The organism is Afifella sp. JA880 (assembly GCF_025379905.1).
GTDB lineage: Bacteria > Pseudomonadota > Alphaproteobacteria > Rhizobiales > Afifellaceae > Afifella > Afifella aestuarii.
This window is the reverse complement of sequence record NZ_JAOANH010000003.1, coordinates 443262-468808: the sequence shown is the minus strand read 5'-3', so window position 1 is coordinate 468808 and position 25547 is coordinate 443262. Positions and strand designations below refer to the sequence as shown.

Annotated in this window: 25 protein-coding genes; 17 read left to right on the top strand and 8 right to left on the bottom strand. The window is 64.2% G+C overall.

From position 1 onward, the window contains the following. Window positions 1-18: 18 nt before the first annotated feature. The 3 genes from NYQ83_RS15230 to NYQ83_RS15220 are packed head-to-tail and all read left to right on the top strand — an operon-like array spanning window position 19 to window position 2993. The gene (locus NYQ83_RS15230) at window positions 19-1677 is read left to right on the top strand and encodes a nitrite/sulfite reductase (protein ID WP_261215672.1); all 1659 of its coding nucleotides are present in this window, start codon (window positions 19-21) and stop codon (window positions 1675-1677) included. Continuing rightward, window positions 1664-2407 carry a phosphoadenylyl-sulfate reductase gene (locus tag NYQ83_RS15225; RefSeq protein WP_261215671.1) on the top strand — a complete coding sequence of 248 codons (744 nt, stop codon included), beginning with the start codon at window positions 1664-1666 and terminating at the stop codon, window positions 2405-2407. Before NYQ83_RS15230 ends, NYQ83_RS15225 begins: the two co-directional genes overlap by 14 nt. A 49-nt stretch (window positions 2408-2456) precedes the next feature. Beyond that, window positions 2457-2993 (top strand): DUF934 domain-containing protein, encoded by a 537-nt coding sequence (locus NYQ83_RS15220; RefSeq protein ID WP_261215670.1) that lies wholly within the window; start codon window positions 2457-2459, stop codon window positions 2991-2993. 8 nt (window positions 2994-3001) lie between these two features. On the opposite strand, the gene NYQ83_RS15215 is transcribed toward NYQ83_RS15220, so the two are convergent. Further along, on the bottom strand, window positions 3002-4156 hold the full coding sequence (locus tag NYQ83_RS15215) for an AbrB family transcriptional regulator (RefSeq protein WP_261215668.1): 1155 nt from the start codon (window positions 4154-4156) through the stop codon (window positions 3002-3004). Between the two features lie 80 nt (window positions 4157-4236). Between NYQ83_RS15215 and NYQ83_RS15210 the strand changes: the two genes are divergently transcribed. Continuing rightward, window positions 4237-5148: a sugar kinase gene (locus NYQ83_RS15210; RefSeq protein WP_261215667.1), complete on the top strand. Its 912-nt coding sequence runs from the start codon at window positions 4237-4239 to the stop codon at window positions 5146-5148. Between the two features lie 32 nt (window positions 5149-5180). On the opposite strand, the gene NYQ83_RS15205 is transcribed toward NYQ83_RS15210, so the two are convergent. Further along, complete coding sequence (locus tag NYQ83_RS15205; RefSeq protein ID WP_234630112.1) at window positions 5181-5918, bottom strand: cytochrome c biogenesis CcdA family protein; 738 nt, start codon at window positions 5916-5918, stop codon at window positions 5181-5183. A 194-nt stretch (window positions 5919-6112) separates the two neighbouring features. Here NYQ83_RS15205 and NYQ83_RS15200 point away from each other — a divergent pair, with 194 nt between their 5' ends. After that, a complete protein-coding gene (locus NYQ83_RS15200; RefSeq protein WP_128290537.1) occupies window positions 6113-6499 on the top strand; it encodes an ArsR/SmtB family transcription factor in 387 nt (128 codons plus the stop codon). Here NYQ83_RS15200 and NYQ83_RS15195 read toward each other — a convergent pair. Further along, window positions 6421-7173 (bottom strand): ABC transporter ATP-binding protein, encoded by a 753-nt coding sequence (locus tag NYQ83_RS15195; protein WP_246008327.1) that lies wholly within the window; start codon window positions 7171-7173, stop codon window positions 6421-6423. The genes NYQ83_RS15200 and NYQ83_RS15195 overlap by 79 nt on opposite strands. 148 nt (window positions 7174-7321) lie before the next feature. Here NYQ83_RS15195 and zwf point away from each other — a divergent pair, with 148 nt between their 5' ends. From zwf to pgi, 5 genes are all read left to right on the top strand, one after another. Then, window positions 7322-8800 carry a glucose-6-phosphate dehydrogenase gene (zwf, locus tag NYQ83_RS15190; RefSeq protein ID WP_128290539.1) on the top strand — a complete coding sequence of 493 codons (1479 nt, stop codon included), beginning with the start codon at window positions 7322-7324 and terminating at the stop codon, window positions 8798-8800. Beyond that, window positions 8800-9498, top strand: coding sequence for a 6-phosphogluconolactonase (gene pgl, locus NYQ83_RS15185; protein ID WP_261215666.1), 699 nt, complete (start codon window positions 8800-8802; stop codon window positions 9496-9498). The genes zwf and pgl overlap by 1 nt, the downstream gene beginning before the upstream one ends. Window positions 9499-9513: 15 nt before the next feature. Continuing rightward, the gene (gene edd, locus NYQ83_RS15180; protein ID WP_261215665.1) at window positions 9514-11355 is read left to right on the top strand and encodes a phosphogluconate dehydratase; all 1842 of its coding nucleotides are present in this window, start codon (window positions 9514-9516) and stop codon (window positions 11353-11355) included. Between the two features lie 125 nt (window positions 11356-11480). Further along, window positions 11481-12122, top strand: a complete 642-nt coding sequence (eda, locus tag NYQ83_RS15175) for a bifunctional 4-hydroxy-2-oxoglutarate aldolase/2-dehydro-3-deoxy-phosphogluconate aldolase (protein WP_261215664.1) — start codon at window positions 11481-11483, stop codon at window positions 12120-12122. Window positions 12123-12177: 55 nt separating this feature from the next. Further along, window positions 12178-13815 carry a glucose-6-phosphate isomerase gene (gene pgi / locus NYQ83_RS15170; RefSeq protein WP_261215663.1) on the top strand — a complete coding sequence of 546 codons (1638 nt, stop codon included), beginning with the start codon at window positions 12178-12180 and terminating at the stop codon, window positions 13813-13815. On the opposite strand, the gene NYQ83_RS15165 is transcribed toward pgi, so the two are convergent. Continuing rightward, window positions 13794-14576, bottom strand: coding sequence for a hydroxypyruvate isomerase family protein (locus NYQ83_RS15165; protein WP_261215662.1), 783 nt, complete (start codon window positions 14574-14576; stop codon window positions 13794-13796). The two genes, pgi and NYQ83_RS15165, sit on opposite strands and share 22 nt — an antisense overlap. Before the next feature lie 349 nt (window positions 14577-14925). Between NYQ83_RS15165 and NYQ83_RS15160 the strand changes: the two genes are divergently transcribed. From NYQ83_RS15160 to cobM, 6 genes are read left to right on the top strand one after another with little or no spacing between them, the layout of a single operon-like run. Continuing rightward, window positions 14926-16005, top strand: coding sequence for a sirohydrochlorin chelatase (locus NYQ83_RS15160; RefSeq protein WP_261216203.1), 1080 nt, complete (start codon window positions 14926-14928; stop codon window positions 16003-16005). 6 nt (window positions 16006-16011) lie between these two features. Continuing rightward, on the top strand, window positions 16012-16641 hold the full coding sequence (locus NYQ83_RS15155; RefSeq protein WP_261215661.1) for a precorrin-8X methylmutase: 630 nt from the start codon (window positions 16012-16014) through the stop codon (window positions 16639-16641). Next, the gene (gene cbiE, locus NYQ83_RS15150; protein ID WP_261215660.1) at window positions 16638-17882 is read left to right on the top strand and encodes a precorrin-6y C5,15-methyltransferase (decarboxylating) subunit CbiE; all 1245 of its coding nucleotides are present in this window, start codon (window positions 16638-16640) and stop codon (window positions 17880-17882) included. The genes NYQ83_RS15155 and cbiE overlap by 4 nt, the downstream gene beginning before the upstream one ends. Further along, entirely contained in the window at window positions 17879-18571 is a 693-nt protein-coding gene (gene cobI / locus NYQ83_RS15145) for a precorrin-2 C(20)-methyltransferase (RefSeq protein ID WP_261215659.1), read from the top strand. Before cbiE ends, cobI begins: the two co-directional genes overlap by 4 nt. Continuing rightward, entirely contained in the window at window positions 18568-20391 is a 1824-nt protein-coding gene (cobJ, locus tag NYQ83_RS15140; protein ID WP_261215658.1) for a precorrin-3B C(17)-methyltransferase, read from the top strand. The genes cobI and cobJ overlap by 4 nt, the downstream gene beginning before the upstream one ends. Next, window positions 20388-21182, top strand: a complete 795-nt coding sequence (gene cobM / locus NYQ83_RS15135; protein ID WP_261215657.1) for a precorrin-4 C(11)-methyltransferase — start codon at window positions 20388-20390, stop codon at window positions 21180-21182. The genes cobJ and cobM overlap by 4 nt, the downstream gene beginning before the upstream one ends. Before the next feature lie 11 nt (window positions 21183-21193). Here the strand turns inward: cobM and NYQ83_RS15130 are convergent, their stop codons facing one another. Both NYQ83_RS15130 and cobA read right to left on the bottom strand, forming a co-directional pair. Next, window positions 21194-22498: a cobyrinate a,c-diamide synthase gene (locus NYQ83_RS15130; RefSeq protein ID WP_261215656.1), complete on the bottom strand. Its 1305-nt coding sequence runs from the start codon at window positions 22496-22498 to the stop codon at window positions 21194-21196. Next, window positions 22495-23367, bottom strand: a complete 873-nt coding sequence (gene cobA / locus NYQ83_RS15125; RefSeq protein ID WP_092813011.1) for a uroporphyrinogen-III C-methyltransferase — start codon at window positions 23365-23367, stop codon at window positions 22495-22497. Before cobA ends, NYQ83_RS15130 begins: the two co-directional genes overlap by 4 nt. 141 nt (window positions 23368-23508) lie before the next feature. Between cobA and NYQ83_RS15120 the strand changes: the two genes are divergently transcribed. Next, the gene (locus NYQ83_RS15120; RefSeq protein ID WP_261215655.1) at window positions 23509-24276 is read left to right on the top strand and encodes a cobalt-precorrin-6A reductase; all 768 of its coding nucleotides are present in this window, start codon (window positions 23509-23511) and stop codon (window positions 24274-24276) included. Here the strand turns inward: NYQ83_RS15120 and NYQ83_RS15115 are convergent. Together NYQ83_RS15115 and NYQ83_RS15110 are read right to left on the bottom strand one after the other, a co-directional pair. Then, window positions 24201-25031, bottom strand: a complete 831-nt coding sequence (locus NYQ83_RS15115) for a glutamine amidotransferase (RefSeq protein ID WP_261215654.1) — start codon at window positions 25029-25031, stop codon at window positions 24201-24203. The two genes, NYQ83_RS15120 and NYQ83_RS15115, sit on opposite strands and share 76 nt — an antisense overlap. Before the next feature lie 4 nt (window positions 25032-25035). Further along, window positions 25036-25503, bottom strand: a complete 468-nt coding sequence (locus tag NYQ83_RS15110; protein WP_128290552.1) for a TerB family tellurite resistance protein — start codon at window positions 25501-25503, stop codon at window positions 25036-25038. Between the last annotated feature and the right edge of the window lie 44 nt (window positions 25504-25547).

Below are 25547 nucleotides of genomic sequence, written 5' to 3'. Positions count from 1 at the left end.
TCAGCGAACGGAAGTCTCATGTATCGCTACGATGAATTCGATCACTGCTTCGTCCAGGAGCGGATCCGGCAATTCCGCGGGCAGGTGGAGCGGCGGCTGTCCGGAGAGCTTTCGGAAGACGAGTTCAAGCCGCTCAGGCTGATGAACGGCGTCTATCTCCAGCTCCACGCCTATATGCTGCGCATCTCCATTCCCTACGGCACCCTTTCGGCGCGGCAGATGCACATGCTGGCCCATATCGCGCGCACGTATGATCGCGGCTACGGGCACTTCACCACGCGCCAGAACCTCCAGTTCAACTGGCCGCGGCTCGTCGATGTCCCTGCGATCCTCGACGACCTCGCGAGCGTGGAGATGCATGCCATCCAAAGCTCGGGCAATTGCATCCGCAACGTGACGGCCGATCATTTCGCTGGTGCCGCCGGCGACGAGGTTGCCGATCCCAGGCCCTATGCCGAAATTCTCCGGCAATGGTCGTCGATCCACCCGGAGTTTTCCTTCCTGCCACGGAAGTTCAAGATCGCCCTCATCGGGTCGGAGCGCGACCGCGCCGCCATACAGACGCACGATATCGGTCTCCAGCTGAAGCGGGACCAATCGGGCGCCCTCGGCTTTGCCGTCTATATCGGCGGTGGCCAGGGGCGCACGCCGATGATCGCCAAGAAGGTGCGCGACTTCCTGCCTGAGGCCGACCTTCTCGCCTATGTGACGGCGATCCTGCGCGTCTACAATCTGCACGGGCGACGCGACAACAAATACAAGGCGCGCATCAAGATCCTCGTTCACGAGACGGGAACGGAGGAACTGAAGGGCGAGATCGAGCGCGAATTCGCCGAGCTTCAGGGCAGCGACCTGGCGCTTCCTGCCGAGGATATTCGCAAGATCGACGCCTATTTTGCGCCTCCTGCGCTCGAGCCACGTCCGGCGCGTTCTGAGGCATTTGAGTGGGCGCGCGCGGGAGATCGCGCTTTTGCAGACTGGGTCGACCGCAATGTCGAAGCCCACAAGCTGCCGGGCCATGCCATCGTGACGATCTCGCTGAAATCGATCGGAGCGGTCCCGGGCGATGCTTCCGCCGATCAGATGGATGCGATCGCCGATCTCGCCGAACGTTATGGCCACAGCGAAATCCGTGTCAGCCACGAGCAGAATCTCGTCCTGCCGTATGTCGCGCTCGACGATCTCAAAGCGGTCTACGATCAACTTGTCGCGATCGGCCTCGCGGAGGGCAATGCCGGGCTGATCACCGACATCATTGCCTGCCCGGGGCTCGATTACTGCGCGCTCGCCAATGCACGCTCCATTCCGGTCGCGCAGAACCTCTCCAAACGTTTCGGAGATCCAAATAGACAGCGGCAAATCGGGGAATTGAAGATCAAGATTTCGGGCTGCATCAACGCCTGCGGCCACCACCATGTCGGCCATATCGGCATTTTGGGGGTGGAGAAGAAGGGCCAGGAATTCTACCAGATCACGCTCGGGGGGTCGGGCGATGAGACCACCACCATCGGCGAGATCGTTGGCCGTGGCTTCTCGTCCGAGGAGGTAGTTGATGCAGTTGAAACCCTGGTCGATCGGTATCTCGATCTTCGGCTGGATGAGACAGAGAGTTTTCTCTCCGCTTACCGGCGGCTGGGGCAGGAACCCTTCAAGGAGGCGCTCTATGCGACCGTTTGAGCCTGCAACAGGATCAGCGGGGCCGCGCCGTACGTGCGATGCGGATGTCGCCGCGCGTGCCGCCGACCTTGAGGCGCGCTACGGCGATGCGACACCACAGGAGATCCTGCGCATCGCACTCGACGCGTTCGATCTCGACGATATCGCGGCGGTGACGAGCTTCGGCGCCGAATCGGCCGTGTGGCTGCATATGCTGTCGGAGATCGAGCCGTCGACGCCGGTGCTCTTCATCGACACCGGCAAGCATTTCCCGGCCACGCACCGCTACCGCGAGACGCTGACGCAGACGCTCGGTCTCAAGGACGTGCGACTGATCAAGCCGGACCCGGAGGATCTCAAACGCGAAGATCCGGTGGGGATGCTGTTTTCGCAGGATGCCGATCGCTGCTGCCATTTGCGCAAGACCCTGCCGCTCGCCGGTGCGCTTCAGCCCTTTTCGGCCTGGATGAACGGCCGCAAGCGCCACCAGAGCGCCACCCGGGCGCGCATGCCTGCCTTCGAGGTCGACGGGCCCAGGCTCAAGGTCAATCCGCTTGCCGGCTGGGGTCCTCAAGATATCCGCGCCTATTTCGAGCGTTTCGACCTGCCGCGCCATCCGCTGGTGGCGGAAGGCTATCCGTCGATCGGCTGCATGCCGTGCACGTCGCGCATCAAGCCGGGCGAGGATGAGAGGGCAGGGCGCTGGCGCGGGCGCGACAAGACCGAATGCGGCATCCATCTCGCTCCGTGATGCGAGCCGGTCGGCGACCGGACCAATCTCAAGAAATGGCCCTCAGGACATGACCATTAGTGATGAGACGCGCCTTTGGCGCAAGAGCGGCTTTGCCGCTGATGAATGGCGCCTCCTCCAGGCTGATGAGGCCGTCGTGGCGGAAGACAAAGTCATTCTGCCCGCCGACCGGCTGGACGAGGTGGTGGCGGAGGCCCGCCTCACTCCGATGGGCGCACTTCTGGGCGCCGGTGAACCGGTCGATCTCCTCGTGCCGCATCTGGCAGGCCTCGAGCTCGTGGCGCTCGATTTCCCGGCCTTCACCGATGGACGCTCGTTCTCGAAGGCCCAGATCTTGCGCTCCCGTCACGGATTCTCCGGGGAGATCCGCGCCGTCGGCGACGTCCTCATCGATCAGATCCCGCTGATGCTGCGCTGTGGATTCGACAGTTTTCTGGTGCGCAACAAGCCAACGATTGCCGCCCTCGAGCGCGGGGCGCTGCCTGGCGTCGATCTCTTCTACCAGCCCGGTCAGGGCGCAGAGGCGGCCGTAGCCGGGCGTTCCTGGGCGCGGCGCCCGGCGATCCGCGAAGCCTCGTCGCGCTGAGCCAACGCTCAGGTCTTGCGCTTGCGGAGCCGCGAGATGAGGCCGAAGGCGGCGTTTGAGGTGATGAGCACGATCAAGATCCGGGCGATGTGATGCGTCGCCACAAAAGCGACTTCCACCTGCAGCGAGAGCGCGACGAGGCTCATCTCCGTCAAGCCACCGGGCGAATAAGCGAGCATCAAGGCGAGCGCGTCGAAACGCGTAAAGTGCCCGATCGTGTAGGCAAAGCCGTAGGTCACGGTGAGCAGGATGACGGTCGAGCCCAGTGACAGAAGCATCACCTTCAGCACTGTTGCCGCCGGAGTTGAGCGGAAGCGGCAGCCGATGACCGTGCCGAGAACGAGCTGTGCGGCGATGACGAGCCCATAGGGCGGCACGAAATGCGTGACGCCGGAGAGATGAATGGCGGCGCTGACCGTCATCGGTCCGATCATCTCGGGCGAGGGGAAGCGAAACAGGCGCCCAATGATGACGCCCAAGACGGCCGAGACGAGGAACCAGAAGGCTCCCTCGATGAAGGGTGTCCCGGCTCCCGCGCTGCCCGTCCCGCTCGTGATCGTCTCGCCGGAAAGCCATTCGACCAGGAACGGCAGCGTCATGACGACGAGAAGGATGCGCGCGGCATGGACGAGCGCGATCATGCCGCCGTCACCGCCGCGCTCTTCTCCGAGCACCGTCATGACGACGAGACCTCCCGGCATGCCGGAAAAATAGGCCGTCACCCAGTCGAAGCCTGCCACGACGCGAAAATAGGTGATGCACAAGACCGCAGAGACGGCGACGAACAGGACAAGTCCGAGAAGCGTCGGGATCCAGTCGGCCAGATGTCCCATCAAATCCGGCCGGAAACCAGATCCCAGCAGAACGCCGATGATGATGATCATCGGGGGGCGCACGATGGAGGGTGCTGCGATCGGCGCCTTCAAAAGCGCGCCGATGGTGCAGAAGGTCATCGGCCCGAGCATCCAGGCGAGAGGCAGGCTGAAATAGTAAAAGAGCGAGCCCCCCGCGCCACCGAGAGCGAGCGCGGTGATGAATTTGCGATAGGGGAAGCGCTCGCGCTTGAACGGCCCAAGGCTGGAGGCGAGAGCGCGGCGGTATCGGGGAGACGCTGGTTGCGCCGGTGTGGGGCCTAGGGGGGCAGGGGCGGGCTTGTCAGACAATCCTTTGGTATTCCACAACGATTTCAGGAAGCTCTGGGGACGGCGCCAAACGAGGAGCCGGAGGGGAGAAGAGGATCGAAATGGGTGTGCGGGTGCTGTCGATCGGCGAATGCATGATCGAGCTATTCAAAACTAGCTTGGGTTCCTACGCCATCCAATATGGCGGCGATACCTTCAATACGGCCGTATATCTCGCCCGAGAGGGGGTCAAAACGGGCTATGCGACGGCCCTTGGCGGGGATGACCCGTTCAGTGGGGCGATTGTCTCGCTCGCTCAGGTGGAAGGTCTTTCCACCGATGCCGTCCTGCGTGTGCCGGAGCGGCTCCCGGGCCTTTACGCGATCGAAACTGATTCGGCCGGTGAGCGGCGGTTCTTCTATTGGCGGCAGAACGCACCGGCCCGTCAGCTCTTCGAGCTCGAGGAGAGTTCGCGTATCGAAGCGGCAATGGAGGCGGCGGAATGGATCTATTTCTCCGGGATCACGCTCGGCATCTATTCCGACGCGGGGCTTGAACGTTTCGAGGCCGCGCTGAAACGCGCGCGGCAGGCGGGAACGAAAATCGCTTTCGACAGCAATTATCGTCCGGCCTTGTGGGCAGGCGATATCGAGCGGGCTCGCTCCGTCTTCCGCCGCTTCCTGCCGCTTGCCACGATGCTTCTGCCGTCGTGCGACGATGAAAGGCTGTTGTGGGAGCTCGATGCCGATGATGACGTCATGGCCGCCCTGCAGGATTTCGGGGCAGAGGAGATCGTCCTGAAGCGCGGCGACGCGGGCGTGCTCGTGCGCCATGACGGTGGTGAGGTCGAGGTTCCGATCGGCGACAAGGTCGTTCCCGTCGATACGACGGCGGCGGGCGACAGCTTCAATGCGGCCTATCTCGCCGCCCGCCTGCAGGGGATCGAACCCGAAATTGCCGTTGCACGGGGACAGGCCCTGGCGCGTCGCGTCATCATGGTGCGCGGGGCGCTCATTCCGCGAGAGGAGGCCTGACGGCTGACGCCGTCAGGTGGCTGCAGGCGACCTCAGCCGATCGTCTGCAGGGAAGGGAAGGTCTCCAGGAGCCAATAAGACAGGCTCGCCATATCTCCGGTCAGGAAGAGAATGCCGGTCAGGACGAGGAGACCGCCCATCGCCTTTTCCACCGTCGCCATGTGGCGGCGGAAGCCGGAGGCCCAGCGCAGGAAGGGGCCGGCGAAGAGCGCCGCAATCAGGAACGGCAAGCCCATACCCATGCCGTAGATGAAGAGAAGGAGCGCGCCTTCGGGGGCGGAGCCCTCGCGTCCGGCAAGGGCGAGGATGGTGCCGAGAGCCGGGCCGACGCAAGGCGTCCAGCCAAAGGCGAAGGCAAGGCCGATCAGATAGGCGCCGAAGAGCCCCGGCGGCTTCTCCCGCACCTGGAAACGCGCCTCGCGATAGAGGAAACCGAAGCGGAGAAGCCCCAAAAAATGCAGGCCGAAGCCGATGATGACGACGCCTGCCACGATCGCCAGCCAGTCCTTGTATTCCGCCAGGAGCCGGCCGATGCCGGAGGCCGTCATGCCCAACAGCACGAAGACCGTCGTGAAGCCCAGCACGAAGGCGAGGGCGGCGGTGAATACCTTGCGCGTCAGGCCTGAAGGAACGTCCCCCTGACCTGAAAGCTCATCAAGAGACACGCCGGCGATAAAGCACAGCGAGGCCGGAACGATCGGAAGAACGCAAGGCGAGACGAAGGATAAGAGGCCGCCGATAAAGGCGCCGACCCAGGTGATGTCGAGCACGGTCTGTCCTCTGGGATGCGAAGGTTGCGCCCTGCGCATTCAGCGCTTGGGCAAAGTTTGAAGTTCCTCTACATATGGCTCTGATGGCGATAAAAAGAGATTCAAGAGAACGTTATGGTACCGCGCTGCGATGTCGCGGGCGAAGAGACCATAGCGCGCGACCTCATCGCTGACGAGAGCTGGCCAGGACCCCAATGCCTCTTGCAAGAACGCTGACAGAGACCGACGAGCCCGAACTGCCGAGCCTTGCCGAAAAGGCAGCCGCGGCGAGCGCCTTCCTGAAGGCGCTGTCGCATGAGAGCCGTCTGATGATCTTGTGTCATCTGGCCGACGGCGAAAAATCGGTCACCGAGCTGGAAACGCTCCTGGCGCTGCGCCAGCCGACGGTATCGCAACAGCTTGCGCGTCTGCGCCTGGAAGGGCTGGTGGCAACCCGCCGCGAGGGAAAGACGATCTTCTACAGTCTTGCCTCCGGACGAGCCCGGCGGCTCATCGATGTCATCTACGACATGTTCTGCGGCGAGGATGAAGGCTCCGCGTCGCCGGAGAGAAGCCGGCGAAGCTCTTCTACCAGCTCCTGAAAGGGCTGGCTGGTGCGATAGTCCGGCCGGCGTGGGCGCGCTGCGGCGTTTTTCACCTCACCGATGATGCGGCCCGGCCGCGGCGAGAAGACGACGATGCGGTCCGCCAGAAATGCCGCCTCATACAGGGAATGCGTGACGAAAAGCACGGTGAACTGCTGTTCTGCCTGCAGCGCCATGAGCTCGTCGCCGAGGCGAAAACGGGTCATCTCGTCGAGCGCCGCAAACGGTTCGTCGAGAAGCAGAAGGTTTGGCTTCGTCACCAGCGCGCGTGCGAGCGAGGCGCGCATCGCCATGCCGCCGGAGAGCTGGCGCGGCAATGCCTCGGCAAAATCGGCGAGGCCGACATTCGCCAGCGCGGCTTTCGCATCTGCGTCGGCTGATTTTCGCGGCTGTTTGCGCAAAGTGAGCGGCAGGCGGACATTTGCAAGGACGCTAGCCCAGGGCATCAAGGTCGGCGTCTGAAAGACGTAGCCGATCTCGGCGGGCCGATCGGATGCAGCACGCTCGACGGTGATGCGGCCCTCGCTCAACGGCTCCAGGCCCGCCGCAACCCGCAAAAACGTGGTCTTGCCGCAGCCGGACGGGCCGAGAAGCGCGACGAATTCGCCGGGCTCGACCTCGAGAGACACGGCCTCCAGTGTGCTGAGGCCGTCGGCAAAGGTCTTGCTCACGCCCGCGGCCGCGATACGTGCACCAGGAGATCCGGAGTTCGTGCCACTTCTCCCGCCCGCACCAGAGGGGCTCCCTTGACCGAGACTGGGGAATGTGGCGGAACGCTGGGACAAGTTGTCGCTTCTTTCTTCTCTGCAGGCTGTCTTCATGACCTACCGCGTCATCCCGGTCGAGCCCTTCGATTATATCGTCTTCGGAGGAACGGGCGATCTCGCCCGCCGCAAACTCCTTCCTGCCCTTTATCATCGCATGCGCGATGGCCAGATTCCCGCCGAAGGGCGGATCATCGCCGCCTCCCGCCGCAAAATGAGCGACGATGATTATCGCGCCATGACGGAAGAGGCGCTGACGGAGTTCGTACCGGAAGGCGAGCGCTCGCGCGAAACGCTCGACGCTTTTCTTGGGATGCTCTCATACCGCTCGCTCGATGCCTTGTCGGACGAGGGCTGGGATGCGCTGCGCGATGAGCTCGATCGCGACAAAGAGCGTGTGCGTGCCTTCTATCTCGCGGTCGCTCCGAACCTCTTCGACGATCTTTGTCAGCGTTTCGCCCAGCACGGGCTGGTGACGCCCAATTCGCGGGTCGTTATCGAAAAGCCGGTCGGGCGCGATCTCGCCTCTGCGGTCAAGGTCAACGATGCCGTCGCTCAGGCCTTTCACGAGAGCCAAGTCTTCCGCATCGATCATTATCTCGGCAAGGAGACGGTGCAGAACCTGATGGCTCTGCGCTTCGCCAACACGCTTTTCGAGCCTTTGTGGAACTCTGCCCATATCGATCATGTGCAGATCACGGTGGCCGAATCGATCGGGGTCGGCTCGCGCGGCGATTATTACGACACGTCCGGCGCACTCCGCGACATGGTGCAGAACCATATGATCCAGCTTCTGTGCCTCGTCGCGATGGAGCCGCCCGATTCTTTCGATGCCAATTCGCTCCGCGACGAGAAGCTCAAGGTTCTCCGGGCGCTGAAGCCGATCGATGCCTCGAATTACGACCGGCTGACGGTGCGCGGCCAGTACCGCGCCGGTGCTGCAGAAGGCGGCGCGGTTCCCTCCTATGCGGAGGAGATCGGCGACAAGCGCAGCCGCACCGAGACTTTTGCGGCATTGAAGGTCGAGGTCGCCAACTGGCGTTGGGCCGGCGTGCCCTTCTATCTGAGGACCGGCAAGCGGCTCGCCGACCGGGTCTCGGAGATCGTCATCACCTTCCGGGCAATCCCCCACTCCATCTTTCCCAAGGATTCCGGCGTCATTTCGCAGAACCGGCTCGTCCTGCGCCTGCAGCCGGACGAAGGCGTGAAGCAGTGGATCATGATCAAGGATCCGGGCCCGGGCGGCATGCGGCTCAATTACGTACCGCTCGATATGAGCTTCGCGGAATCCTTCCAGGAGCGGTATCCCGATGCGTATGAGCGGCTGCTCCTGGACGTCATTCGCGGCAACCAGACGCTGTTCATGCGGCGCGATGAGGTGGAGGCCGCCTGGGCGTGGACCGATCCGATCCATAATGCCTGGGACGAGGACGGCAGTCCGCCCGTGCCCTACACGGCGGGTACCTGGGGACCGTCGGCTGCCATCGCCCTTATCGAGCGTGACGGCCGCACCTGGCATGAGGACACCGATTGATGGTGCATAACTGGCACAATTTCGAGGACCGGGACGCACTCGCCGAAAGTCTTGCCGACCTCACGGAGCGCACACTTGCCGCAGGCATTGCCAAGAACGGTGTGGCGAGCCTGGCACTCTCCGGCGGCTCCACGCCCAAGCTCTTTTTCGAGGTCCTGTCGCAGCGTCCGCTCGCTTGGGAGAAAGTCCTCGTTACGCTCGTCGATGAACGCTGGGTGCCGGTGGAGCACAAGCGGTCCAATGCACGGCTCGTGGCCGAGCATTTCGGCAAAGGCCCGGCCAAAGCCGCCCGCTTCATTCCGCTTTATACGGGGGCAGACACGCCGGAGGATGGCGTGGGTGCGGCGACGCTTGCAACCGAAGCATTGCCGGAAACCTTCGACGTCGTCGTCATGGGCATGGGATCGGACGGTCACACCGCCTCCTGGTTCCCGGCTGGAGACAATCTCGCCGCGGCCATCGATCCGGCGCAGGAGCTGCCGCTCCTGCCGATGCGCGCGGAGGCAGCGGGCGAGCCACGCATCACCTTCACTCTACCCCGGCTTCTTACCGCCAAGGCGCTGATCCTGCATATCGAAGGCGAGGAGAAACGCGCCGTCCTCGACAAAGCGCGCCTTGACGGCGACATCGAAGAGATGCCGATCCGCGCTATCTTGAGACAGGACCGGGTCCCCACCGAAATCTTCTATGCGCCGTAAGGCGAAGGAGTTCTTATGTCAGTTCGCTCCGAAATCGCAGCCGTGACGGAACGCGTCGCGGCGCGCTCGGCCTCAACGCGTCAGGCGTATCTCGATCGCATCCACAAAGCCCGCGATGCGGGTCCGCGCCGTCAGACCCTGTCGTGCGGCAACCTCGCCCATGGCTTCGCCGCCTGCGCTGCATCCGACAAGGCGGCGCTCGCCGGCGATACGACGCCCAATCTCGCGATCGTCACGGCCTACAACGACATGCTCTCGGCGCATCAGCCTTACGAGCGTTTTCCCGACGTGATCCGCAGGGCGGCGCACGAGGCGGGCGGTGTGGCACAGGTCGCGGGCGGCGTGCCGGCGATGTGCGATGGCGTCACTCAGGGACAGACGGGCATGGATCTGTCGCTCTTCTCGCGCGACGTCATCGCCATGGCGGCCGGGATCGCGCTGTCGCACAACATGTTCGATGCCGCCGTCTTTCTCGGCATTTGCGACAAGATCGTTCCCGGCTTGACGATCGCGGCGCTGTCCTTCGGGCATCTGCCGGCGGTTTTCGTGCCGGCAGGGCCGATGCCGTCGGGTCTTCCCAACGACGAAAAGGCACGCATCCGCCAGCTCTACGCCGAAGGCAAGATCGGGCGCGCGGAGCTTCTGGAGTCGGAATCGAAATCCTACCATGGACCCGGCACCTGCACCTTCTACGGCACGGCCAATTCCAACCAGATGCTGATGGAGATCATGGGCCTGCACCTGCCCGGGGCCTCCTTCGTCAATCCGAACACGCCGTTGCGGGACGCGCTGACGCGCGCGGCAGCGAAGCGCGCGCTCGCCATTACCGCTCTCGGCAACGACTACACCCCGGTCGGCGAGATCATCGATGAGAAGGCGATCGTCAACGGCATCGTCGGTCTGCACGCGACCGGCGGATCGACCAATCACACGCTGCATCTCGTGGCGATGGCACAGGCCGCCGGAATCGTCGTCAATTGGGAGGATTTCGCAGCCCTTTCGGAGGTCGTTCCGCTCGTCACGCGCATCTATCCGAACGGTCTTGCCGACGTGAACCATTTCCATGCGGCCGGAGGCATGGGCTATCTGATCGGCACGCTCCTCGATGAAGGCTTTCTGCACGAGGATGTGCGCACGGTCGCCGGCGGTGGCCTTTCGCAATATCGCCGCGAGGCGGTGCTCGACGCCGAAGGCGAGGCCACCTGGCGCGACGCGCCGGAGACGAGCCACGACGAGAATGTTTTGCGCTCCGCTGCCAATCCCTTCCAGGTGACGGGCGGCTTGAAGCTTCTTACCGGCAATCTCGGCCGCGCCGTGATCAAGGTTTCCGCCGTCAAGCCGGAACGGCATATCGTCGAGGCGCCTGCGATCGTGTTTCATTCGCAGGAGGATCTCCTTGCGGCCTTCAAGGCGGGTGAGCTCGATCGCGATTTCGTTGCTGTCGTGCGCTTCCAGGGGCCGAAGGCGAATGGCATGCCGGAGCTGCATAAGCTTACGCCGCAACTCGGTGTGCTGCAGGACCGGGGTTTCAAAGTGGCCCTCGTCACCGATGGGCGCATGTCCGGCGCTTCCGGCAAGGTGCCTGCCGCCATCCATGTCACACCGGAGGCCGTCTCAGGCGGTCCGATCGCAAAGCTCAGAACCGGTGATGTCGTTCGTGTCGATGCGACGGCCGGCACACTCTCCGCCCTTGTCGACGAGGCGGAATGGGCGGCGCGGGAGGCCGAGACGGGCGATCTCTCCGGCAATCAGTTCGGCATGGGACGCGAGCTCTTCGCCGCCTTCCGCTCCATGGCGGGCGATGCCGAAGAGGGGGCAGGGGTCATCCGTCCCGCCGCGCTCACCGAGGCCGCTTGACGCGCACAAGAGGGGGCGTGCGCAGAGGTCGCGCTCGCCTTCTTGGAGGAAGTCCTAGATAGGCGAAGATCGTGGGTATCACGCCAGCGGGGGCTGAGCGAATTCAGGAAAGAAGACCAGAAACGATGCATCACAAGACCGAAGAACTCGAAAGCCTTCTCGGCGCACAGCCCGTCGTTCCCGTTCTCATTCTGGACGATGCGGAGGTTGCCGTGCCGCTCGCGCGCGCTCTTCACGCCGGCGGTATTTCCACGATCGAGATTACGCTCAGGACTGAAGCCGCTTTCGAGGCCGTGCGGCGTATTGTGGAGGAGGTCGAAGAGGTCGCGGTCGGTGTCGGCACCGTTCTCGCCCCCGACCATCTGAAGCGTGCGGAACGGTCCGGCGCGCGCTTCTGGGTGTCGCCCGGCATGAGCCCGCAGCTTCTGGAAGCCGCGCGCCATTGCGTGCTGCCGGGCCTGCCGGGTTCCGCCACGCCGTCGGAGGCGATGGCGCTGGTGGAAGCCGGCTACCATCACCAGAAATTTTTCCCCGCCGAGGCGGCCGGCGGCGCCGCCTACCTCAAATCTCTCGTCTCACCGCTCGGAGAGATCCGTTTCTGCCCGACGGGCGGCATCAATCCCGGCAATGCCGGTGATTATCTCGCGCTTCCCAATGTCGCCTGCGTGGGCGGTTCCTGGCTTGCGCCGAAGGAGGCGATTGCCGCCGGCGATTGGGCGAAGATCGAAAGTCTCGCCCGAGAGGCCGTCAATCTGCGCAAGGCGTAAATTCTCGCCGCTTTTGAAGATCCCCACGAAAGATCCCTCACGGAGGAATGACACGATGAAGCCTGCCGCCCGGACAGCGCTTGAAGCCCTGAAGGTGCATGAAAGCAGCCTTGCCGCGCGCCATCTGCGCGAGCTTTTCCAGGAGGATCCGGGCCGGTTTGAGCGCTTTTCGGCGAGCCTCGGCGATCTCACGCTCGATTATTCCAAGAACCGAATCACCGCGGAGACCTTCGATCTTCTGATCGCGCTTGCCCAGGCTGCGGAAGTGGAGGCGCTGCGGCATGCCATGTTCACCGGCGAGGCCATCAATCTCACCGAGAAGCGAGCCGTGCTGCACACCGCCCTGCGGGCGCCGGAATCGGCCTCCGTCGAGGTCAATGGCGTCGATGTCATGCTCGGCGTGCATGACGTTCTGGAGCGCGTGGGCGAATTCGCCGAGGGGGTGCGCTCGGGCAAGATTACGGGTGCGAACGGCAAGGCCTTCACCGATGTCGTCAATATCGGCATCGGCGGTTCCGATCTCGGTCCCGCGATGGCGGTGGCGGCTCTTACGCCCTTCCGCGATGGCGGGCCGCGCGTGCATTTCGTCTCCAATGTCGACGGGGCGCATATCCACGACACGCTCGCCGAACTCGATCCGGAGCGTACGCTCTTTCTGATCGCCTCGAAGACGTTCACGACGCTCGAGACGATGACCAACGCCGCCTCGGCGCGCGAGTGGATCGTGGAGCGGCTCGGCGAGGAGGCGGTTTCGGCGCATTTCGCCGCCCTTTCCACCAATCTCAAGAAGGTCGGCGAATTCGGCATCGACGAAGAGCGCGTCTTCGGTTTCTGGGACTGGGTCGGCGGGCGATATTCCGTATGGTCGGCGATCGGCCTGCCGCTGGCGATCTCGATCGGCTTCAAGAACTTCAAACGCTTTCTCGCCGGCGCGCGGCAGATGGACGAGCATTTCCGCACGGCGCCGCTCGCTGAGAACCTCCCCGTCATCATGGGGCTTATCGGGATCTACCACCGCAATGTCTGTGCCTATCCGACCCAGGCGGTGATCCCCTACGATCAGCGGCTCAGCCGTTTCGCCGCGCATCTGCAGCAGCTCGATATGGAATCGAACGGCAAGCGGGTGACGCGCGGAGGCAAGGCGGTTGATTACCAGACCGGGCCGGTCGTCTGGGGCGAGCCGGGCACCAACGGTCAGCACGCCTTCTTCCAGCTCATCCACCAGGGCACGGAGGTCGTGCCCGTCGATTTCCTGATTGCGGCGGAACCCAACGAAGCGATGGGCGACCATCATGCCAAGCTCCTCGCCAATTGCCTGGCGCAGGCGCAGGCGCTCGCCTTCGGCCGCACCGAGGACGAGGTGCGCGCGGAGCTTTCATCCCAGAAGATGGCGCCGGCGGAAATCGACCGGCTCTCCCCGCACAAGGTGTTTCCGGGCAACCGGCCGTCGAACACGCTCATCTACAAGCGTCTCGATCCGCACACCCTCGGCATGCTGATTGCGCTTTACGAGCACCGGGTCTTTGTGATGGGCGCGATCTGGGACATCAATTCCTTCGATCAGTGGGGCGTGGAGCTCGGCAAGGCGCTCGCCTCTAACCTCCTGCCGGTTATCCGCGACGGGGCGACAACGGACGGTCTCGATTCCTCCACCGCCGGCCTGGTGGAGCGCTACCGGGCGCTGTCGCGGTAGGTCTTCATCCAGGAAAGGCCCGCCTCCACCGTCGTGCGGGGGCGGTATTCGGCGCCGATCGCGCCCTGATAGCCGAGACGCTCGATCTCCGGCAAAAGCCAGGAATAGGCGACTTCGCCTTCGTCGGGCTCGTTGCGTCCCGGCACGCCGGCAATCTGGATGTGGCCGAGCTTCGGCATCAGCGTAGCGACGCGGCGGGTGAGATCGCCTTCCATGATCTGGGCGTGATAGCAGTCGAACTGGAGCTTCAGATTGTCGGCCGCCACCATGTCGATGATACGTGCCGCCTCCGCGCTCGATGACAGAAAATAGCCCGGTACGTCGCGCGCGTTGATCGGTTCGATCAGGACCGTGAGGCCGTGCCGCGCCGCCCGACCCGCGGCATAGGAGAGGGCGTTCACAAAAGCTTCCTTGCAGCGGCGGACAGGCGTTTCGTCGTCGGCAATGCCGGCCATCACATGCACGGAGGTGCCGCCGAGATCGACGGCCCATTCGATCGCCTCATCGATCGCGGCGAGGGCTTCCTTCTCCCGCCCGGGGAGTGCGGAAAGCCCAAAGTCGCCGTCCTTACCGGTTCGCGTATTGAGGCCGAGAAGCGGCAGGCCGGTTTCGCGAAGCGCCTGTCTCAGCGTTTCGCGTGACGCGTCATAAGGGAACTGAAACTCAACCGCGTCGAAACCTGACTTTTTCGCTGCGACGATTCGCTCCTCCAGTGGCCGGTCTGTCCATAAAAATCCGAGATTGGCAGAGAGCTTGAGCATTTCACTTTTATCTTCAGCTATTTCCGTCGAAAAGAGCAGTCCACTTTTCGGCTGGCAAGTGGCCAAAAGGCTTCCGTGATTGACGCGCCTTCCTTCGCTCTCTAGAGCCGGTTCAGGGATGGTCGCCCGTCGAAGGGCTGAAAACGATCTCGGGCGCGGCTGACCCCTACCGGGAGCCAAAACCGGGGCCGTCCAGCGCCACAGCTCCGCTGTGGGCGGGTCATCCGTTCGTTTTTGTGAAGGCCCGCCGTGACGCAGCCCTGCTTCCTCCCTGCTTTTGCGCCCATGCGCGGTCGCCTCGCCACCCGAAAATCGGAGGATTGAACGCGTGTCGGAAAAACTCGGATTGATGATTTGCGGCCATGGCAGCCGCAACAAAGCAGCGGTCGACGAATTTGCCCGTCTTGCAACGGAAGCGCGCAAGCTCTTCCCGCAATGGCCGGTCGAATACGGTTATCTGGAGTTCGCCGAACCGGTTCTGCGCACCGGCCTCGATAAGCTGGTGGATCTCGGTTGCACGCGCATTCTCGCCGTTCCAGGCATGCTGTTTGCCGCTGGTCACGCCAAGAACGACATCCCCTCCGTCCTCAACACCTATCAGGCCGAGCGCGGCGTTCCGATCGATTATGGCCGCGATCTCGGCATCGATCCGCGTATGATCCGTGCCGCCTCCGACCGCATCTCGGAAGCTCTCGCCGCGGCGCCCTCCGACGTGCCGTTGCATGAGACGCTTCTCGTCGCCGTCGGACGGGGCGCCTCCGATCCCGACGCCAATTCCAATGTCTCCAAGATCACCCGCATGCTGTGGGAAGGCTTCGGTTTCGGCTGGGCGGAGACCGCTTATTCCGGCGTTACGTTCCCGCTCGTCGAGCCGGGCCTCGAACATGCGGCCAAGCTCGGCTACCGGCGCATCATCGTCTTCCCGTACTTCCTCTTCACCGGCGTCCTCGTCAGCCGCATCTACATGGCGACGGATGCCGTGGCGGCACGTCATCCGGAGATCGAGTTCCTCAAGGCGGGCTATCTCAACGACCATCCGCAGGTGATCGCGACCATGGCTGACCGGGTCAACGAGATCCTGAACGGCGCCAATCTGATGAACTGCCAGATGTGCAAATACCGGGAGCAGATCCTGGGCTTCGAAGCGGAGATCGGCCTGCCGCAGGAAAGCCACCACCATCATGTGGAAGGCGTCGGCGCCGCCTGCGATCTGTGCAACGACGACGGCAGCTGCAACGGCCGCTGTCAGGACGAGCCGCACACGCACGGACATGGGCATGATCACGACCATGGGCATCACCATCACGGCCATGATCATGACCACGGACATTCCCACGATCACGACCATGGTCATGGCCATGACCACCATCATCATCCGTATCCGCATGCCGATCACCCGCTCGGCCCGCGTTCGATGAAGCGGCACTGAGCGAACATGGACTATCTGCGCGACGGCGCCGAAATCACCCGCCGCTCCTTTGCGATCATCGAAGCGGAATGCGAGTTGTCTGGGGTCCCGGCCGACCTCCGGCCGCTTGCCAAACGCGTCGTTCATTCCGGTGGGATGCCCGATCTTGTCGCCGATCTCGCATGGTCGGAGGGGGCGGGTGCCGCGGGGCGTGCGGCTCTTGAGGCCGGTGCACCGATCCTTTGCGATGTGGCGATGGTCGCTGCGGGGATTGCGCGGTGGCATCTGACCGCCGGGAATGCGATCGAGGCTGCGGTCGCGCAGCCCGATGCGGCGCGGCTTGCCGGCGAGCTTCAAACGACGCGGACAGCCGCGGGCTTTTCGGCTCTCGCCGACCGCCTTTCCGGCGCCATCGCCGTTATCGGCAACGCGCCGACGGCTCTCTTCCACCTTCTGGAACTTGCCGAAGACCCTGCTTTGCGCCCAGCCTTCGTCATCGGCTTCCCGGTCGGTTTCGTCGGGGCGGCGGAATCCAAGGAGGCGCTGATCGCCAACCGTCTCGGCTTGCCCTTCGTCGCGCTCAGGGGTCGGCGTGGTGGATCGGCGATGGCAGCTGCGGCCCTCAACGCGCTCATGATCGGTGAGGAGGCAGCATGAAACCCTGGCTTTTCGTCATCGGCATCGGTGAGGATGGTCTCGTCGGTCTTTCCGCCGCCGCTCGGCGGCTGGTCGACGACGCCGAAATCCTCATCGGCGGCGAGCGCCATCTCGCCATGCTGGCCGAGGACGAGCGGGAAAAACTCGCCTGGCCCAGCCCTTTAAGTGAACTCGTGAGTCGTCTGACTGAGTATCGCGGGCGACGGGTCGTGGTGCTTGCGAGCGGTGATCCGATGCATTTCGGGATCGGTGCGACGCTTGCCCGGTCGATTCCGCCCGAAGAGATGCTCATCATCCCGGGTCTGTCCGCTTTCGCACTCGCGGCCTCAAGGCTCGCCTGGCCCTTGGAGCGCGTCGAGATGGTGACGCTGCATGGCCGGCCGATCAGTCGGCTGGCGCTGTCCGTCTATCCCGGTGCGAAGCTCCTCGTCCTTTCGCATGACGGCACGACGCCGGCGGCCGTTGCCGCCTATCTGACGGCGCGCGGTTTCGGCGACAGCCGCATGGTGGCGCTTGCTCATATGGGCGGGCCGAAAGAAACCGGCATTAAAGGTCGGGCGCGCGACTGGTCGGCGGAGACGGCCGATTTCCATACGCTTGCGGTCGAATGCATCGCCGGGCCTGGCGCCCGCTTCATGCCGCGCTCCGGCGGATTGCCGGATGATGCGTTCACACACGACGGTAAGATGACGAAGCGGGAAGTCCGCGCGGCCGCAATCGCACGGCTTGCCCCTTTCCCGGGGGCTCTTCTCTGGGATATCGGCGCGGGTGCCGGATCGGTCGCCATCGAGTTCATGCGTGCGGCGCATCATGCGCGTGCGATCGCGCTCGAGCCGCGGCTGGAGCGACGGGCCATGGCGGCGAAGAATGCCTTGGAACTCGGTGTACCGGAACTCGATATTCGCGAGGGCGAGGCGCCGGAGGCGCTTGCGGACTGGCCTGCGCCCGATGCCGTCTTCGTGGGTGGTGGCGTACGGCCGGAAACACTTGCACTGGCGCGCCGGGCCTTGAAGCCCGGCGGCCGGCTCGTCGTGCATGCGGTGACGCTTGAAAGCGAAGCCGTCCTTCTCGCCGAGCATCAAAGCTCAGGGGGTGAGCTTACACGCCTTGCGGTCTCGCATGCGGAGGCGATCGGCCCGTATCACGGCTGGCGACCTGCGATGCCCGTCACGCAATGGGCGTGGGTTAAGGGGAGCGTTGGCGAAACCAGAATGGATGACGGAGGTCTGCTCCCGGAATGAGTGGCAAACTTTATGGCATTGGTGTCGGGCCCGGAGATCCAGAGCTCATCACCTTGAAGGCGGCGCGCATCATCGAAAGCGCCGAGGTGATCGCCTATCCCGCCCCCGATCCCGGCGAGAGCTTTGCACGAGCGATCGCGGCAAAGCACATTGCAGGCGACGCACGCGAGATCGTTATCCGCATTGCGATGCGCGCCGGACATGTTCCGAGCGAGCCTTATGACCGAGCCGCGGAAGAGATCGCGGCCGAGCTCGAAGACGGTCGGGACGTGATTGTGCTGTGCGAAGGCGATCCGTTCTTCTACGGCACCTTCATGTATCTGCACGACCGGCTGTGCCCGCGCTTCGGCTGCGAGATCGTGCCGGGCGTTTCTTCGCTCACCGCCGTTGCGGCGGCCGCGAGCCGGCCCCTGACACGGCGCACGGGTACGCTCAATGTCTTTCCGGCGACGCTCGACCCGGCGACGCTCAAGGCGCGCCTCGGTGAAAGCGAAGCGGCGGCGATCCTGAAAGTCGGCCGTCATCTGCCGCAGCTCAAGGAGCTCATCGCCGATCTCGGGCGGCTCGACGAAGCCGTCTACGTCTCGCATGCGAGCCTGCCGCAACAAAAAGTGGTGCCGCTTGCCGAGCTCGAAGCCGACGAGGCGCCTTATTTCTCGATGATCCTGATTGCGAAGGTTGAACGATGACGCCCGTCTTTCTCGCTTTGACTGAACGGGGCCTTGTGACCGCGAACAGGTTGCGGGAAGCGATTGGGGGCGACGTCCACGCCCTGAAGAAGGCCGTGGAAAGCGGTGCTGCTCCTGCCAATTGTGTCTTCGAGGATACGGGGGCGCATTGCCGGATGCTGTTCCAGGCCGGTCGGCCGATCGTCGGTATCTGTGCGGCCGGTATCCTGGTGCGCGTCCTTTCCCCGCTTCTCTCCGATAAGCGCAGCGAGCCGGCCGTCCTCGCTCTTTCCGAGGATGGTCGCACCGTGGTGCCGCTTCTCGGCGGTCATCACGGCGCCAACGGTCTGGCGCGGCAGATTGCGGCCAAGCTCTCGGGCTTCGCCGCCATCACCACGGCGGGCGATACCCGCTTCGGCATCGCGCTCGACGAGCCCCCGCACGGCTTTGCCCTCGCCAATCCGGAAGACGCCAAAGATGTGATGTCGGCGTTTCTCGCTGGTGCGACGGTGGAGCTTGAAGGCGATCTGCCTTGGATCGAGGAAAGTGCGCTGCCGCGCGGAGCCGACAGCTCCGTGAAGCTCGTCGCCACGACCGAAGACCGCAAGGGCGATGCGCAGACGCTCGTCTATCACCCGAAGGCGCTCGCGATCGGGGTCGGCTGCGAACGAGGCGCCGACACGGAAGAGGTGATGACCCTCGTCCAGGAAACGCTCTCAGAAGCCGGGCTCTCTCTGCATTCGGTCGCCTGCCTCGTCTCGCTCGATCTGAAGGCCGACGAGACGGCGATCCTGGAAACGGCCAAGATGCTCGGCGTGCCGGCGCGCTTCTTCCCCGCTGCGCGCCTCGAGGACGAAACACCGCGCCTCGACAATCCTTCCGAGGCGGTCTTCCGCGAAGTCGGCACGCATGGGGTCGCCGAAGCGGCAGCCCTCGCCGCCGTCGGACCCGAAGGGCTTCTCGTCGTCGCCAAGAAGAAGAGCGCGCGTGCCACCTGTGCCATCGCCGAGGCGCCAGCGCCGATCGAGACGGCGTCCGTCGGGCGTGCCCGCGGCAAGCTCGCGGTCGTCGGCATCGGGCCGGGTGACGCGGAATGGCGGACGCCACAGGCGGATGCGCTCATCGCCGGTGCCGATACGGTCATCGGCTATTCCTACTATCTGGACCTCATCGGCCCTCATATCACCGATAAGGTCCGCATCGATTCGCCGCTCGGCGAAGAGCGGGACCGTTGCCAGAAGGCGCTCGAACTCGCGGCCGAAGGCCGCTCGGTCGCTCTCATCTGCTCCGGCGATCCGGGCATCTATGCGATGGCCACGCTCGTTTGCGAGGTCTTGGAAGGTGCTGCTCCCGCTTCCGCAGTGAAGCGTGTCGAGCTCGTCTTGGCGCCAGGCATTTCAGCCTTCCAGGCTGCGGCCTCGCGCCTCGGTGCGCCGATGGGCCACGATTTCTGCCTCATCTCGCTGTCCGATCTTCTGACGCCGTGGGAGACCATCCGCTCGCGTGTCGAGGCAGCGGCTCAGGGCGATTTCGTCGTCGCCTTCTACAATCCGGTGTCGCAGCGCCGGCGGCATCAGCTTGCCGATTCCCGCGAGATCTTTCTCGCCCATCGTCCGGCGGAGACGCCGGTGGTGATTGCCCGGCTTCTCGGGCGGGAGGGTGAGCGATTGCATTTCACCACTCTTGGCGAATTGTCCGTCGACGACGTCGACATGATGAGCCTCGTCGTCGTCGGATCGTCGACGAGCCGAACCTTCACAGCAGGCGGACGCGAATTCCTTTTCACGCCGCGCGACTACCACCGCAAAGTTCAGGCCCCCGAAAAGGAGACGACAGCGTGACCAGTCTCGACAACAAACCCACTGGCAAGGTGCATTTCATCGGTGCGGGGCCAGGCGCGCCGGACCTCATCACCGTGCGCGGACTGAAGCTCATCGAAAGCTGCCCGGTCTGTCTTTATGCCGGCTCTCTCGTTCCGGAAGCGATCGTCGCCGCCGCGCCGAAGGATGCCCTCGTGCGCGATACGGCGCCGATGGCGCTCGACGAGATCCTCGCCGTGATGGAAGAGGCTTGCCGCAAGGGACAGGACGTCGCCCGCGTTCATTCCGGCGACCCCTCGCTTTACGGGGCCATCGCCGAACAGATCCGGCGGCTGAAAGAGCTCGGCATCGCCTATGACGTGACGCCGGGGGTTCCCGCCTTTGCTGCCGCCGCGGCAGCTCTCGGACAGGAGCTCACGATTCCCGAGGTGAGCCAGTCGGTCGTCATCACGCGGACCGCCATGCAATCGTCGAAGATGCCGCAGGGCGAAAATCTTGTTGCCTTCGCCAAGACCGGTGCGACTTTGGCGGTGCATCTTTCGGTGCGCAATCTTCTCGCGATCGAGCGTGATCTGACGCCGGTCGTCGGTGCCGATTGCCCCGTCATCGTCGCTTATCGCGTCGGCTGGCCGGATGAGGATTTCATCTGCACCGATCTCGCCAATGTGCGTGAGAAGGTGCGCGAGAAGAAGCTTACTCGCACCGCGCTCATCTTCATCGGCCGGGCGCTCGATGCGGATGAATTCCGCGACAGTGCGCTTTACGACGCGTCGCATTCCCACATCCTTCGTGCCGCCACGCGCGACGCTTGAGGCCCCGCGCCTTACGCGGCGCGGTCGATCACATGCAGGAAGGAGCCCGATACGCTGCCGCGGCTGAGGCCAACCTCGCCAAGCGGCGTATCGGCAGCATCCCGGCTGTCGAAGAGGCGCTCCGCCGGGCCTTCGCTTACGATGCTGGCGTAGTGGAACTCATGTCCGCCGAGGGGGCCTGCGAAGGGCCTGCCGGCAAGCGGCGTCAGCCGGCGGTAGCCGAGATGGAGACGCCGCGCGGCGAAACTCGTCACGAGCGGCAGAAGCCCAAGCATTTCGTGCCGTTCGCCTTCGGCGTCGATCAAAGCGTCGCCGAGCGTCATGAATCCCCCGCACTCGCCATAGACGAGCTGGCCTTTCGACGCCGCGTTGCGCATGGCACGATTGAAGGTCGTGGCCGCGGCGAGCTTTCCTGCATAAAGCTCCGGATATCCGCCAGGCAAAAAGATCGCACCCGCATCGTCTGCCGGCGCCTCGTCGGCGAGCGGCGAAAAAGTGGTGATCTCCGCACCAGCGGCGCGCCAGTCCTCAAGCCAATGGGGATAGGCGAAGCGGAAGGCGACGTCGTCCGCGAGGGCGATTTTTTGGGCGAGAGGGGGAAGGGTCGCGGCGTTCTCGTGGGTTTCGCCGAGCGGTTCGGCCGCCTGGACAAGGGCGTCGACGTCGACATGTTTCTCGATCAGCTCCGCCGATGCCTCAATGACGGCATCGAGCGTCTGATGCTCCTCCGCCTGGACAAGCCCCAGATGCCGTGACGGCAATGCCAGTCGCTCATCGCGCTGCACGATTCCGATCAGCGGCACGGATGCACGCGCAAAGCCTTCCTGGATCAGACCCTGGTGGCGCTCGGAACCGGCGCGGTTGACGATCGCGCCTGCAAGCGAAAAACCGTCGGCCAGTCGCGCGAAGCCCTCCGCCACGGCCGCCGTCGATTGCGACATGCCGTTGGCTGCGACGACGAGGAAGGTCGGAAGCGCAAGGTGAGCGGCGAGGCTCGCGGTCGAACCGAGACCGTTCGCACCGCCGTCGTAGAGCCCCATCACGCCTTCGACGACGAGAAGGTCCGCACCTTCCGCCTGACGGGCGGCAAGTGCGCGAAGCCGCTCCGGCCGCATGGCGAAGGGATCGAGATTGATCGCCGGCGCGCCCGAGGCCGCTTCCAAAAAGCGCGGGTCGATGTAATCGGGCCCGCATTTGGCGGCCTTCACTTTCAGACCGCGTCGGATCAGGGCGCGGATGAGGCCTGCCGTCAGAACCGTCTTGCCGGAGTGGCTGGAGCCTCCGGCGATAAGAAATGCCTTCGGCCCGCTCTTCATGCGGCGCCACCGGCCTCCTTGGCGTAGAGATCGAGGCCGGTGCCGAGAGGGTCCGGATCGAGCTTACGGCCTTGCAGCGCCCCGAGCCAATCGAGGCCTTTGCGTAGTTTCACCACTTCGCCGAGAACGACGAGTGCCGGCGGCTCCATCTTGGCCGCAGCGCAATCCTCCGCCGCGCGGCCAAGCACGGTTTCCAGAACGCGCTGGCGTGATGTCGTGGCTTCGGAGACGATCGCGACAGCCTCGTCGGGACCGCGACCCGCCGCCATCAGCGCGTCGGCGATGCCGGCCAGGTGCTTGATCGCCATATACATGACGATCACCGGCGAGGCCTTGGCGAGGGCTTGCCAGTCGATCGAGGAGGGGGTGAGGCCCGTCTGATCATGGCCGGTGAGGAAGGTCACGACATGGTTGATGTCGCGGTGCGTGGAGGGAAAGCCCGCATAGGCGAGCCCACCGACGCCGGCCGTCACGCCCGGCACGATGCGGAAGGGGATGTTGTGGGCAACGAGCGTCAGAGCTTCCTCGCCGCCGCGCCCGAAGATCAAGGGGTCGCCGCCTTTCAGACGACAGACGCGCTTGCCGGCACGGGCGAGCTCGACGAGATGCAGCGAGATATCGCGCTGCTTGGCCGAGGGCTTGCCGCCGCGTTTGCCGGCATATTCGATGACGGCGCCCTGGCGCGCATATTTCAGCACGGAGGAATCGACGAGCGCGTCGTAGATGACATGATCGGTCTGGGCGAGGGCGTTGGCAGCGTGCAACGTCATCAGACCGGGGTCGCCCGGACCGGCGCCGACGAGCCAGACATGGCCGGGTTCGAACTGGGGCAGGTCCGCAAAGAGGGGGGAGGGGGGCAGAGCGTCCATGTCGCTCTTTTTGCAGGAGGAAAACGGCAAGACAAGTGCCTTCGCGGGCTTGCCTGTGCTGCATTCAAGGCGTTTTGATCACAGCACAATCTGGCGGCGCGTTTCGGTCTATCGGTACACGCGGGAAGCAATGGAGAGCTCATGGCCAAGGTGATGATCCTCGGCGGTACGGCGGAGGCCGGAGAACTGGCGGCGCGGCTTGCGGGAGACACCCGTCTCGACACCGTCACCTCGCTTGCCGGGCTGACGCGTCTGCCTCAGGCGGTGGCCGGCAATGTCCGCCGCGGTGGCTTTGGCGGGCCTGATGGGCTCGCCCAGGCTCTGCGAGAGGGCGGTTATGACGCACTCGTCGATGCGACGCATCCTTTTGCCGCACGCATCGCGCAGCACGCCAAAGAGGCAGCCGAAATGGCGCAGGTGCCGCGCATCAAACTCGTGCGCCCTGGTTTCGAACGCCGGCCGGAGGACCATTTCATCGAGGTTGTCGATATGGCGGGGGCCGCGGCCTCGATTCCGCAGGGCGCGCGTGTCTTTCTCGCCGCGGGTCGCCGTGAAATCCGGGCTTTTGCGGCGCGCCAGGATCTGTGGTGCCTGATGCGCATGATCGAACCGCCGGTGGCCGGGGAGGAGTTTCCGCGCGGCGAGGTCATTTTGGGTCGCCCGCCCAACGATCCGCAGGCCGAGATTGCGCTCTTCAAGGAACACGGGATCGAATGGATCGTGTCGAAAGATTCAGGTGGCCGTGCAAGCGCCAAGATCGAGGCGGCGCGCCTTTTGGGCCTGCCCGTGGTGCTGGTCCGCCGACCGAAACCGCCGGAGGGGCCAATGGCGACTCAGCTTGAAGCGATCCTCGACTGGCTGGAGACGACGCTCTTTGCTGCGGTCGATGCGCCGGCCTCTCCAGCCTGAGCGCTCCGCGCACGTCCGTCGCGCGCGATCCAGCTATCCAAAAAGCCGTCGAGCCACCGGCGCACGGGCGGATCGTAGCGGAACCATTTTGCCATATGGTCGGGCCTCGGCCGCGCGCCCGGCAGATTCATGCGCTCGGCGCCGCGCACGGTCCAGCGGCAGGCCATTGCATAGGTGAGTTCGGAGTGGAATTGCACGCCGAAAGCGGCTGGACCGAGTGAGAACGCCTGGTTTTGAAACAGTTCTCCACGCGCCAGCAGCGTCGCGCCTGTCGGCAGGTCGAAGCCTTCCCGGTGCCATTGATAGACATGGCTCGGCCAGTCCATCATCGCGGCCCCTTCAGGCGTCGCGTCGAGCCGGTAGAAGCCGATCTCCGCGCAACCTTCGCAATGGCTTTTGACCTCGCCGCCCAATGTCTTCACCAGCATCTGGGCGCCAAGGCAGATGCCGAGGAAGGGGGCTTTTTCCTTGAGAGGGACATTGATCCAGTCGATCTCGCGCTTGACGAAATCGTCGGTGTCGTTGGCGCTCATCGGACCGCCGAAGATGACAGCGCCGCTGTGATCGGCCATCGTCTCAGGCAGCGGATCGCCGAAGCGCGGCCGACGGATATCGAGGGGGTAGCCCTTCTCCTGCAGCATCTGGCCGAGCTTTCCGGGGCTCGATGTTTCCTGGTGCAGGATGACAAGCACAGGCCGTCTGGCGGCGTCTTCCGAGAGCTGACGCCTCAGATAATGGATTTTTGCATCACTCATCGTGTCATTCGCGCTCGCTCTGGGCGTGACGCTCGGCCACGGCGTGCTTCAGACCGATGCGCGCATTGCGATCGACGCCCAGAAGCTCGGCGACGCGCCAGACGAGATTGTCTTCGAATTCATGCACTTCGCCGTCAACATAGATGACTTCCCAGAGCCTTTCCACCGCGCGGATGCGCTCTTCGATGGTCATCTGCCGTTTCAACACGCTGGTGAAGCGGTAAAGGTCGATCGCTTCGGCGTCGACGCGCTCGGCCTCGGCGATCAGACGCTCCAGATCGTCCCCGCTCAAACCGTAATCCGCCTTGAGAATTTCGCGCATACGTGCGCGCTCATCTTCGCCGGCAGCGCCATCGACGGCGACGCAATGGACGAGCAATGCGGCAAAGGCCAGTCGCTGATCGTCGTCGGTGAACGGGCGTTGTTGTTCTTCGCCCTTGAAAGTCAGGAAGTTGCGCAGTGCATCGAGCATTGTTGGATCCCTTTGGCACTGAAGCTAGTGCAAGAGGCGTGCCG